Origin of the sequence: Microbacterium sp. NPDC060117, from assembly GCF_042729315.1 — a bacterium.
In the GTDB taxonomy this organism is placed as follows: Bacteria; Actinomycetota; Actinomycetes; order Actinomycetales; family Microbacteriaceae; genus Microbacterium.
In genome coordinates this window covers 1,134,869-1,146,293 of sequence record NZ_JBHWXR010000002.1, presented here as the reverse complement: position 1 = coordinate 1,146,293, position 11,425 = coordinate 1,134,869, and the positions used below count along the sequence as shown (strand labels likewise).

The window sequence follows — 11,425 nt, the reverse complement described above, 5'->3', positions numbered from 1 at the left end:
CAACACGGCGCCGGGATCCTGGAATGGACCAGCCCGGCCGGAGCGACCTACATCGACCGGCCGCCCGCACCCGTGACCTTCACCATCGACGAACCGGATCCACCACCCGCCGCCGACCCGCACTTCTGACCCACCGGACAGATCCGGACCGTCCCCGCCCTCGCGCGGGCATCGCATCGGCAGCGCCGCCGCTCCGATCCCACGCGGGAATCGGATCCGCTGAGTCCGGAACCCCGACCCGGTCGTTCCCGTCGTCATTCCGGCCGGACAGCCGGATCCGGGATCGGCGCGGGCGATCCGGCAATCGCTTCGACGAGTCCCGGTCCCGCCCAGGGGATCGACAAGTCACGGCCCGGTAACATGGGTGCGTATGCCGTGCGCGCGACGCGCGCGGTGCCCGAGAAGATCGGGCACAGACCCCTAGGGAGATGGAATCCGTGGCGAATCCTCTTGAGAAGCTGCTGCGCGCGGGCGAGGGACGGATCCTGCGCCGCCTGAACGGCGTCGTCAAGGCCGTGAACGCGCTCGAGGACGACTTCGCGAAGCTCAGCGACGAGGACCTCCGCAATGAGACCGCCGAGCTGCGCGCGCGGTTCGAGAAGGGCGAGACGCTCGACCAGCTCATGCCCGAGGCCTTCGCCGCCGTCCGCGAGGCGGCGAAGCGTACGCTCGGCATGCGCGCTTATGACGTCCAGATCATGGGCGGCGCCGCGCTGCACGAGGGCAACATCGCCGAGATGAAGACCGGTGAGGGCAAGACGCTGGTCGCGACCTTCCCGTCCTACCTGAACGCCATCGCCGGCCAGGGCGTGCACGTCATCACCGTGAACGACTTCCTCGCGTCGTATCAGTCCGAGCTCATGGGGCGCGTCTACCGCGCGCTCGGCATGACCACCGGAGTGATCGTCTCGGGGCAGACCCCCGAGGTGCGCCGCGAGCAGTACAACGCCGACATCACCTACGGCACGAACAACGAGTTCGGCTTCGACTACCTGCGCGACAACATGGCCTGGCGCAAGGAGGACCTCGTCCAGCGCGGCCACTTCTTCGCCATCGTCGACGAGGTCGACTCGATCCTCATCGATGAGGCGCGCACGCCGCTGATCATCTCGGGCCCGTCGTCGGGCGAGGCCAACCGCTGGTTCGCGGAGTTCGCGAAGATCGCGCGCACGCTCGAGCCTGGTGAGGACTACGAGGTCGACGAGAAGAAGCGCACCGTGGGCGTGCTCGAGCCCGGTATCGAGAAGGTCGAGGACTACCTCGGCATCGACAACCTCTACGAGTCGGCGAACACTCCGCTGATCTCGTTCCTGAACAACTCGATCAAGGCGCTCGCGCTGTTCAAGCGCGACACCGACTACGTCGTGATGAACGACGAGGTCATGATCGTCGATGAGCACACCGGGCGCATCCTGGTCGGACGCCGCTACAACGAGGGCATCCACCAGGCCATCGAGGCCAAGGAAGCGGTTCCGGTCAAGGCCGAGAACCAGACCCTCGCCACCGTCACGCTGCAGAACTACTTCCGTCTGTACGACAAGCTCGCGGGCATGACCGGAACCGCCGACACCGAGGCCGCCGAGTTCATGTCCACGTACAAGCTCGGCGTCGTGCCGATCCCCACCAACCGGCCGATGATCCGCCAGGACAAGGCCGACCTCGTCTACAAGAACGAGACGGCCAAGTTCGCGCAGGTCGTCGAGGACATCGCGGTGCGGCACGAGAACGGACAGCCGGTGCTGGTCGGCACCGTCAGCGTCGAGAAGAGCGAGTACCTCTCCCGGCTGCTCAGCAAGAAGGGCATCAAGCACGAGGTCCTGAACGCGAAGAACCACGCCCGCGAGGCCGAGATCGTCGCCCGCGCCGGCCGGCTCGGCGCCGTCACCGTCGCCACCAACATGGCGGGCCGTGGCACCGACATCATGCTCGGCGGCAACGCGGAGTTCCTCGCGGTGCAGGAACTGAAGTCCCGCGGTCTGGATCCGGTCGAGACGCCGGAGGAGTACGAGCAGGCCTGGGACGAGACCTACGAGGCCATGAAGGCCAAGGTCGAGGTCGAGGGCTCGAAGGTCGTCGACGCGGGCGGCCTGTACGTGCTGGGGACCGAGCGGCACGAGTCGCGCCGCATCGACAACCAGCTGCGCGGCCGTTCCGGTCGCCAGGGCGACCCCGGCGAGAGCCGGTTCTACCTGAGCCTCACCGACGACCTCATGCGGCTGTTCCAGCAGGGCGCCGCCGAGGCGATCCTCGCCCGCACCAACTTCCCCGAGGACATGCCGATCGAGTCGGGCCTGGTGACCCGCGCGATCCGCAGCGCGCAGAGCCAGGTCGAGGCGCGCAACGCCGAGATGCGCAAGAACGTCCTCAAGTACGACGACGTCCTCAACCGTCAGCGCGAGGCGATCTACACCGACCGCCGGCACATCCTCGAGGGCGACGACATCGCCGACCGGGTGAAGCACTTCGTGGAGGACGCGATCGGCGCGATCGTCGACGACCACACCGGCGTGGGACACACCGAGAGCTGGGACTTCGACAGCCTGTGGACCGAGCTGAAGACGCTGTACCCGGTCGACGTCACGATCGACGAGGTCGTCGCCGAGGCCGGCGGGCGCAAGGGCGGGATCACGGCGGACGGGCTCAAGCGCGAGCTCGTCTCGGACGCCATGGTCGCGTACGAGACGCGCGAGACGTCGCTCGGAGATGCGGCGACCCGCGAGCTGGAGCGTCGCGTGGTGCTGCAGGTGCTGGACCGCCGCTGGCGTGACCACCTCTACGAGATGGACTACCTGAAGGACGGCATCGGCCTGCGCGCGATGGCGCAGCGCGATCCGCTGGTCGAGTACCAGCGCGAGGGCTACTCGATGTTCCAGGCCATGATGGGCCAGATCAAGGAGGAGTCGGTCGGCTACCTCTACAACCTCGAGGTCGAGGTGCGCCAGGCCGGCGAGGAGGGCATCACCGAGGTCGAGGCCAAGGGGCTCGCCGAGTCGGCGGGCGACCAGCGCCTGGAGTACTCCGCGCCCAATGATGCGGGCGACGTCGAGGTCCGCAACGACCGCGGTCAGGTGCAGCAGGCGGCCACTGATCGCCTGCGCCAGGCGGCCGCGCGCGCCCAGTCCGAGAACGAGGAACCCGCCGAGCCCGCCGCACGCGGCGCCTTCGGGCAGCGCGTCGAGGGCGCTCAGGCGGCTCCGGTGAACCGCGCCGAGCGTCGCGCCCAGGGCAAGAAGAAGTAGTCCCGCCGAACACCGGCGCACACGAAGGAGGCCGGCACCCGTAGGGGGTGCCGGCCTCCTTCGTCGGTGACGGTCAGACGTTCCGCCGCTGGAACTCGGTCCAGATCGAAGCGCAGTCCTCACGGCCGCTGTCGAGGTGGATCATGTCGAGCGTCGAGGTGTCGCTCCCGTCGAGGTAGCGCCTCAGGTGCACGTCGCTGAAGCCGTTGTCGCCGGCGTCCTCGTGGGTCGACGCGTAGAAGCAGGTCGTGATCCCCGCCCACATCATCACGGCGACGCACATCGGGCAGGGCTCGCACGTCGCGTACATCACGTGGCCCGACAGATCCAGGGTGTCCAGCTTCCGGCACGCCTCGCGCACGGCGACCATCTCGGCGTGCCCGGAGATGTCCGTCTCGCGCAGCACGGTGTTTCCGACCGCGACGACGATCTCACCGGAGGGATCCACGAGCGTGGCGCCGAAGGGGCCGCCGTCGCCCGCGCGCAGACCTTCGAGAGTGACCTCGACCGCAGGGGCGAAGTAGCTGTCCAGCACGTCGGCCGGGGGAGTGGCGGGGGTCATGATGTCTCCTTCGTTGCGGTTCAGCCGCGTCGGCGTGCGGCCAGGGTGAGCAGGGCGTATCCGACGAATCCGATGAACAGGCCGGCGAAGAACGCGAGGTTCTTGACCTGCACCAGGAAGTCCACGTTCGTGAGGACCGTCCCCGACATCGTGATGACGAAGCTCACGATCAGCAGGCCCACCGCACGCCAGTTGTAGGCCGGCAGGGAACCCTTCTGGCCGCCCTTGTAATCGGCGTAGATGCCGTCGAGATCGAGCGTCTTGCGGCTCTCGATGAAATAGGAGGCGAGCATGATGCCGGCGATCGGACCGAACATGGATCCGATGAACGAGTAGAACAGGAAGAGCACGTCGGTGTTCTCCAGGAACACCCACGGCAGGATGAGCGTGCCGAGGATCGCGGAGAGCACGGCGGCGCGCTTGACCGTGAAGACCTTCGGCATCTGCGCGGTGAGCTGCAGGCCCGCGGGCAGCATGTTGCCGAACACGCAGAACGCGATCGCGCCGATGTTCATCGCGAGGATGAGCAGAACGACCACGAACGGATTGCCGATCGAGTTGATCGCCTGCACGAACACACCCGGACTGTTGATGTCGAACGCGCCGCCGGTCGCGACCTGCAGTGAGGCCATGAACGACACGGTCACCAGCGTGAACAGGATGTACGAGCCGATCACGCCGATCGGGAATCCGACGGCCGGCGCCTTCATCGAGGTGGCGTTGCGGGTGTAGTCGCCCGTGTTCACGATCGGTCCCGCCCAGTTCGACACGAGGGCGGAGACGCAGCTGATGAAGATCAGCGGCGTCACGGCAGTGTGCACCGCCTGGAAGGCGAAGACCTGGCCGAAGCCGCCCGCATTGACCACGGCCAGCACGACGGCGATGACGACGAGGACGAACACCGCGGGGTTGGCCCAGGTGCTGAACCGACCCAGGAACCTCTGCCCGCCGAGGAACAGCGCCACCGTGATCGCCCAGGTGACCAGGTACGAGATCGCGGTCGGAATGGGCAGGCCGAGGAGGTCCGCCCCACCGCCGATGTCCATGTAGCCGGGGAAGATCGTCGTGAACACCACGTCGAAGGCCTTCGCGGACGAGACCATGGTGAGGCCGAAGAACACGACGCCCGCGATGATCCCGCGGATCCAGGTGGGCAGCAGTGCGCCCTTGTGACCGAAGGCCTCGCGGAGCTGCATCGCGAACGGCACGCCGTACTTCGCCGCCGCCTGGCCGTTCAGGATGTAGCCGATCGAGACGATCACCGCCGAGGTCATGATCGCGGCGACGACCTGCCACGCCGACAGCCCCAGGGCGAAGAAGCCCACGACGGTGAAGTACGACAGGATGTTGTGGATCGGGCCCATCCACACGGTGATGAACTGCGCGGTCTTCCACGTGCGATCCTGCGGGCGGATCGGCAGCACGTCATCGGCGTAGCCGCGCCTCGAGTACTCGGTGATGCGCTCGGCGCCGGGATCCACCAGGGTGGGGTCGATGGGGGGTGTGGACATCGTCATCCATATCTGTCGGCACGGTGCGCGGCGCCGTGCGGGAGGAGCGGGAGCGGCGCTGGAGGCGGAGCAGCGTCGCCGGCGTGAGGACGCCGGCGTTGGTGGCCGGTGCGGGCGGATCGGGCGCCCGCACCGGCTGTCGGGGGTCAGGCGATGCGGTCGGCGAGTGCGACGAGCGCCTGCTGGAACGCCTCGACCGGCGGGTGCGTGATGCCCGCGCCGATCATGCCGATGCCCGGATCCTTGTGCGCGATCGCGGTGTTGATGATCGGCAGGATGCCGGTCTCCATGACCTTGCGCACATCGATGCCGGTGGGCACGCCCATGAAGTCGAGCGCCGGGATCGTCACGTTCGGGTTGTTGCCGGTCGTGATCGCGTTCATCGTGCGCGAGTAGCCCATGGCCTCGTCCACCGTGCCGCCGACGAGGGCGACGATCGCGGGGGCGGCGGCCATCGCGAAGCCGCCGATGCCGAACGTCTCGGTGATCGCGGAGTCGCCCATGTCCAGCCCGGAGTCGGCCGGGGTGTAGCCGGCGAACATCGGGCCGATGACCTGCTGCGCGGGTCCGGTGAACCACTGGCCGCCGGTGCCGGACACGCGGATGCCGAAGTCGACGCCGTTGCGCGCCATCGTGGTCACCACCGTGGAGTTCTCGATGCCGTTCGCCGCGTCCAGCGACGCCTTCGCGGTGACCATCCAGGTCGGACCGGAGAAGTAGTCCGACGACGCGACGAAGTCGAAGACCTCGCGCTTCTCGGTGGTGGTGAAGTCCGTCTCGAGGATGTAGGGCGCGAGTGCCTGGATCAGCAGCGTGGTGCCCGCCACGTTGCGGTTGTGCGCCTCATCGCCCATGTGCAGCGCCTGAGAGAGCATGAGGCGCAGGTCGATCCCGTCGGTGTTGAGCCTCATCGCGCCCGAGAGCACGGGGCCGAACACGTCGCGCATCCAGTTCAGGCGGTCGATGACCGACTGGTCGTTGGCGCCGAAGCGGAGGATCTTGGACAGCTGCTCCGAGAGGTTCGTGAAGGCGAGGTTGCCGTGCGTGCGGTTGCGCACCTGGTGCACCCACATGCTGGCGCTCGTGACGCCCGCCATCGAGCCGACCGACTGGTGCTCGTGGCAGGGCGAGAACGTGATCTCGCCGGAGGCGGCGAGTTCGAACGCCTCATCGAGATCCGCGGCGAGTCCCTCGAACACCAGCGCACCGGTCACGGCGCCCTTCATGGGGCCGGACATACGCGTGAACTCGATCGGCGGACCGGCGTGCAGGATCGTCTTCGCGGTCATCCCCGGGACGACGTCGATCGCCTGGCCGAAGCCCTCCAGGAACGGCTGCGCCGACAGGATCCGGCTCAGCGCCTCCTGGTTGGCGGCGTCGATCTTCGCGGCGACGGTCGGGTCCTCGAGCCGGCTGAGCGCGGCGATGACCTCGGGGTCGCCGCCGCCGGGCGGGGTCCAGTCCATCAGCACGGGGCTCACGCCCTGCGCCGCGAGGTCCTCTGCGAACATGTCGAGGCCGAGGTTGACCGGCTTCAGCGCGGATCCGAAAAGTTCGTTGACGCTCATCAGTTGTCACCCTTCGCGACGAATTCGCGGGCCAGCAGCCCGAGGTTGGTGGAGGAGGAGGCGATGGTCACGCCGGCCGCCTCGAGCTTCGCGACCTGGTCGGCGATGGCCGGGGTGTCCAGGTCGGTGCCGAGCACGTAGCCGAGGATCTCGAGGTGCTGTCCGCGCGCGGCGGCCTTGGCCTTGGCCTCCTGGATCGCGGGGACGGTCACGCCCACCGGGTCCTCGTGCGAGCCGAATCCGAGGATGAAGTCCATCGCGATGACGCCCACGGTGGGGTCGTCGGCCTCCTGGACCAGGCGCTGCAGGCGCAGCGTCGGGTCGATCATCGGGTGCGGACGGCCGTTGGTGAAGTCGTCGTCGCCCATGTCGAGGAAGGTGTGCTCGCGGGACGCGTCCATCGCGCCGATGACGCGCGCCGGATCCTTCTGGATGTTGGAGTACACGTTGTCGTAGGTCGCGAGGGCCGCGAACATCGCCTCGTCGCACAGCGTGCCGCCGCAGAACAGACCGCGCACGTAGGTCTGCTCGGGGGCGAGCTTGGCGCGCACCTCCTCGATCAGGGGGAGGTTCAGCGGGTGCTTGTCGAGCGTGGACTCATCGACGCCGCTCGCGACGACAGCCGCGATCGCGGTCGGCTTGGTGCCGGCGACGAGGGTGACGTTGTCGTAGCCGCTCTCGGTGCGCGTGGAACCCAGGAAGGTGACCACGACGGGCTTGGACGCGGCGCCGGCCGCGGCGAGCACCTTGTCGGCGACGTCCTCGGCCGGGGGCTTGGAGACGACGACGATCACTGCTGTCTCCGGATCCGCATCGAGGGCCGTGATGCCGTCGATCATGGAGATGCCGCCGATCTCGGTGCTGAGGTCGCGTCCGCCCGTGCCGATCAGCTGCGAGACGCCGCCGCCGAAGTCGTGGATCCGCACGCTCAGCTCCTGGCTGCCGGTGCCCGACGCGCCGACGATGCCGATGGGGCCGCGGCGGACCGCGTTCGCGAAGGCGAGGCCGGTGCCGTTGATGATCGCGGTGCCGCAGTCCGGCCCCATGACCAGCAGGCCCTTCTCGTGCGCCAGCGTCTTGAGGGCCAGCTCGTCCTCGACCGACACGTTGTCGGAGAAGATCATCACGTGCTTGCCGGCGTTCAGGGCCTTGCGCGCCTCGCGGGCCGCGAACGCGCCGTTCACCGAGATGAGTACGAGATTGCTGTCGGGGACCTCGGCGAACGCACCGTCCAGGGTGCGGTAGCGCACCTCGGTCGCGCCTGCCGCACCCTTGTTCTTGCGCGAGAGGATGTCGTCGACCGCCTGGATCGCCGCCTCGATGGTGTCGTCCGAGGCGTCGACGACGATCATGAGATCGCTCGGCTTGGCCTCGTCGATCGCCGAATCCTGGACGCCGACGTTGAGCAGCACCTCCTTGTTCATCGGCGTGGCCATGCCGAGCAGTGCCTGGGTCACGCCGTCGACGGCGTTCGCCTTGGTGCTCATGGACATGAGCGAGACCGAGTCGAGGTAGGTGTTCTTCCTGATTTCGATGTGCCTGGTCATCGTGTTCCTTTCGGGAGTCTCAGGCCTGGGGGCGCTCGAGGATGGCGACGATCTCGTCGTATCCGCGCTCGCGGGCCAGGTCGGCGGGGGACGTGCCCCACGGGTCGGGCATGCCGGGCTTGGCGCCGTGTGCGAGCAGCAGCTCGACGATCTGCTGGCGCACCGGCCCGCCGTCGCCGAGGATGATCGTCTCGATCAGCGCGGTCCAGCCCAGGTTGTTGGTGAGGTTGACGTTGATGCGGGTGTTCTCCAGCAGATAGCGGACGACCTCCAGGTGTCCCTTCTCCGCCGACGGCGTGAGGCCGTTGCCGCCCATCCGGGTGAGCCGCTTGAGGTCGGCACCGGCCTCGACCATGACGGTCACCAGCTCGAGGTCGTCGTTGATGCACGCGAACAGGAACGGGTTGGACTGCGTCTGGTCCTGGGCATCCAGGTCCACGCCTTCCGCGATGAGCGCGCGCACGACATCCAGATGACGGCCGCGGGCGGCCAGCAGGATCGCCGACGCCTCCTCGCGGTCCTGCGCGTCCTTGTCCGCGCCGTCGGCGAGGGCGGTACGGACGCCGTCCAGATCGCCGGCGGATGCGGCAGCGAGGTAGCGTTCGTCGGCACCGTTCGAAGCGGTCATCGGGTCGTCTCCTTTGCGAGGGTGTTCCGCGAGCGAGGGGACCGCTCGAGGATGAGGTAGGCGAGGCACCCCACGACGAGACCGACGACGGCGTCGCTCAGCACCGGGGCGAAGAAGTGCGAGAGCAGCGCGGCCCCGGCGCCGATCGCCCAGGCGACGAGGGCGGTCCAGCGGAAGCGCTGCGGGGCACGGTCGGCGTTGCGCGCGCCGAGGATGATCTGGTCGGCGATGAGGACGGCGCCGAGCGGGGGCACCAGCACGCCTAGCAGGACGAGCCAGTTCACGAAGTAGTGCCACGCGCCGAGCACGGCGACGAGGGTGCCGATGACGCCGAGGATCAGGGTGAGCACGCGCATCTTCGAGCGGGTCAGGTGCGACCACCCCAGCGCGCCGTTGTAGAGGCAGTGCGTGCAGACCGAGCCGAGGTTGATCACGACGAAAACCAGCAGGAACACGTCGAGCAGCGGATTGTGCGTGCTGGTGAGGATGGGCGCGAAGTTGCCGCCGTTCGTCGCGGGATCGACGATCGCGCCCGCGGCGACGAACAGTGCGCCGCTGAGCTGGGCGACCAGGCTCGCGACCGGGAACGCGGTGACCGTGGCCATGACCGCCTCCTTGCCGTTGCGGGCCCAGCGGGTGAAGTCGGCGGTCATCGTGCCGGAGTCGGCGAATGTCGCCATGATCGCGGTGACCGCGACGCCGAACGACATCGCCCCGCCGCCGACGCCCTTGTAGCCGAACACGGCCGAGAAGTCGTGGTTCTGCGCGGCGATGGTGATCGCGATGATGACGGCCGCGATGAACAGCGGCGCAGCGATCGATCCGAGCACCGAGAGCGCGCGGATGCCGAGGTAGGTGATGGCGATGAACACCAGTCCGGCGAGGCCCGCGACCAGGGTCTCGTTCCAGCCGAATGCGGTGCCGAGGCTGGCTCCGGTGGCGCCCGTGTTGAAGGCGAACCAGCCGACCACGACGGTGGCGAGGAAGCCCGAGGCGATCGCGTACCCGGCGGTGCCGAAGGTCTCCGTGGCCTGCAGCGAGAAGCTCTTGCCGGTGCGACCAGCGCGCCAGCTGAGCAGGCTCACGTAGACGAACATGATCGCGTTCGCGGTGAGGATCGCGCCGACACCCGGCCAGAATCCGAGCATGGCGACGACGAGGCCGCCGGGCACGGCATTCGTGAGGATCATCGGGAAGCCGAACCACACCGCGGAGACGGTGAAGAGCGACTTTCGATGGTTCAGCGGGACGGGTTCGTGCTCGAACTCCGAGGTGCTGCTCTCCGCCGTTGCGGTCTTCGTCATCACACGTGCTCCTTCTGGACGATCCCGGACATCGGCGTCGCGGGGACGGGTGCGGAGGCGGTGCGCAGCGCCGCCTCGGTGCGCAGGGCGAGGCGGACGCCGTGCAGCATGTCCGTGCCTGAGGTGTGCCCGATGGCCGCGACACGCACGGCCGCGGCCTCGATGCGTGCGTCGTCGCGGTCGCGCACGGCACGGACGAGCGCATGCAGGCTCTGCGGAGCGCGGGCGCGCAGCGCGTGTCGGATGGTGACGGCGCTCAGCAGCGTCGTCCGCTCGGCGCCGTCGTCGTCGAGTGCGGCGGTCAGCGAGGGGAGCGCGCTGCGCAGCCGCATGCCGCGCTGCGCGCTCACGAACGCGAGCCCCGTGAGCACATCGTCACCGGAGGGGGTGAGGCCCTCGCCGAGCCCGAGCAGTCGGCTCGCGGCGTCGGCGACCCCGGCCGGATCCCGCTCCAGCAGCGCCGCTTCGAGCGCCTCTCCGCGCTGGGCCAGCAGCGCGGAGGCCGCGCGACCGAACGCGGTCTGCGCGACGGGAGCGGGCGAGCGCGCGATGATCTCCTCGGCGTGCAGCAGCTGCGACGGGGACAGCGCGCACAGGCAGACGTCGGAGGGGGTCCAGGGGGCGGCGGGGCCGGTCAGCACCGCGATCGGCCCGTTCTTCGTCTCGATCCGGAAGCCGTCGGGGGCGATCGACACGTCGTCTCCCGGCTCCACCTGGAGCGCGGTCCAGTCGTCGACGGGGACGCGCACGGTGGCGGGGGCGTCGTCGAGGTCCGGCGAGACGAGGGCGACGAGCTCGTCCGCGATGCGAAGGTTCACCGCGCGACGGTGCACCGAGTGCACATGATGGCGCGATTCGGAACCGGTGGAGGCCGCCGGTCGAACGCGGGCCAGCACGGAACGGGTCTGCGCGGGGTCGGCGGCGCGCGAGAGCGTCTCCTCAAGTGCGGCATCCCAGGTAATCGCGCGCACGGCGACGGGGGTGGCGACGGGGGTCATCGTCTTCTCTCCGACACCTCCGCGGGGCCAGGGCGACGACTGCGGAGGATGGTCAAGTGTTCATGGAA

The 11,425-nt window shown here is 68.7% G+C and carries 8 protein-coding genes; 1 reads left to right on the top strand and 7 read right to left on the bottom strand.

Annotated features, from left to right (window positions below; all coding sequences use genetic code 11):
- Positions 1 to 437 precede the first annotated feature (437 nt).
- The gene (gene secA, locus ACFWCK_RS11755; RefSeq protein ID WP_233310604.1) at positions 438 to 3,239 is read left to right on the top strand and encodes a preprotein translocase subunit SecA; all 2,802 of its coding nucleotides are present in this window, start codon (positions 438 to 440) and stop codon (positions 3,237 to 3,239) included.
- 73 nt (positions 3,240 to 3,312) lie between these two features.
- Here the strand turns inward: secA and ACFWCK_RS11750 are convergent, their stop codons facing one another.
- The 7 genes from ACFWCK_RS11750 to ACFWCK_RS11720 all read right to left on the bottom strand — a co-directional run bounded on the left by ACFWCK_RS11750 (position 3,313) and on the right by ACFWCK_RS11720 (position 11,357).
- Entirely contained in the window at positions 3,313 to 3,801 is a 489-nt protein-coding gene (locus ACFWCK_RS11750) for a nucleoside deaminase (protein WP_233310605.1), read from the bottom strand.
- Positions 3,802 to 3,821: 20 nt separating this feature from the next.
- Positions 3,822 to 5,312: a cytosine permease gene (locus tag ACFWCK_RS11745; protein ID WP_378805955.1), complete on the bottom strand. Its 1,491-nt coding sequence runs from the start codon at positions 5,310 to 5,312 to the stop codon at positions 3,822 to 3,824.
- 146 nt (positions 5,313 to 5,458) lie between these two features.
- Positions 5,459 to 6,880: a DUF1116 domain-containing protein gene (locus ACFWCK_RS11740; RefSeq protein ID WP_233310607.1), complete on the bottom strand. Its 1,422-nt coding sequence runs from the start codon at positions 6,878 to 6,880 to the stop codon at positions 5,459 to 5,461.
- Complete coding sequence (fdrA, locus tag ACFWCK_RS11735; RefSeq protein ID WP_378805954.1) at positions 6,880 to 8,427, bottom strand: acyl-CoA synthetase FdrA; 1,548 nt, start codon at positions 8,425 to 8,427, stop codon at positions 6,880 to 6,882. Before fdrA ends, ACFWCK_RS11740 begins: the two co-directional genes overlap by 1 nt.
- 19 nt (positions 8,428 to 8,446) lie before the next feature.
- Complete coding sequence (locus ACFWCK_RS11730; protein WP_378805953.1) at positions 8,447 to 9,055, bottom strand: ankyrin repeat domain-containing protein; 609 nt, start codon at positions 9,053 to 9,055, stop codon at positions 8,447 to 8,449.
- Positions 9,052 to 10,359 (bottom strand): cytosine permease, encoded by a 1,308-nt coding sequence (locus ACFWCK_RS11725; protein WP_233310610.1) that lies wholly within the window; start codon positions 10,357 to 10,359, stop codon positions 9,052 to 9,054. The genes ACFWCK_RS11730 and ACFWCK_RS11725 overlap by 4 nt, the downstream gene beginning before the upstream one ends.
- Positions 10,359 to 11,357 (bottom strand): DUF2877 domain-containing protein, encoded by a 999-nt coding sequence (locus tag ACFWCK_RS11720; RefSeq protein ID WP_378805952.1) that lies wholly within the window; start codon positions 11,355 to 11,357, stop codon positions 10,359 to 10,361. The genes ACFWCK_RS11725 and ACFWCK_RS11720 overlap by 1 nt, the downstream gene beginning before the upstream one ends.
- Positions 11,358 to 11,425: the final 68 nt, after the last annotated feature.

Excerpts from the sequence above, each read along its gene's own strand:
- ACFWCK_RS11750 (WP_233310605.1), bottom strand. The coding sequence starts at position 3,801 with ATGACCCCCGCCACTCCCCCGGCCGACGTGCTGGACAGCTACTTCGCC.
- ACFWCK_RS11745 (WP_378805955.1), bottom strand. The coding sequence starts at position 5,312 with ATGTCCACACCCCCCATCGACCCCACCCTGGTGGATCCCGGCGCCGAG.
- ACFWCK_RS11740 (WP_233310607.1), bottom strand. The coding sequence starts at position 6,880 with ATGAGCGTCAACGAACTTTTCGGATCCGCGCTGAAGCCGGTCAACCTC.
- fdrA (WP_378805954.1), bottom strand. The coding sequence starts at position 8,427 with ATGACCAGGCACATCGAAATCAGGAAGAACACCTACCTCGACTCGGTC.
- ACFWCK_RS11730 (WP_378805953.1), bottom strand. The coding sequence starts at position 9,055 with ATGACCGCTTCGAACGGTGCCGACGAACGCTACCTCGCTGCCGCATCC.
- ACFWCK_RS11725 (WP_233310610.1), bottom strand. The coding sequence starts at position 10,359 with ATGACGAAGACCGCAACGGCGGAGAGCAGCACCTCGGAGTTCGAGCAC.
- ACFWCK_RS11720 (WP_378805952.1), bottom strand. The coding sequence starts at position 11,357 with ATGACCCCCGTCGCCACCCCCGTCGCCGTGCGCGCGATTACCTGGGAT.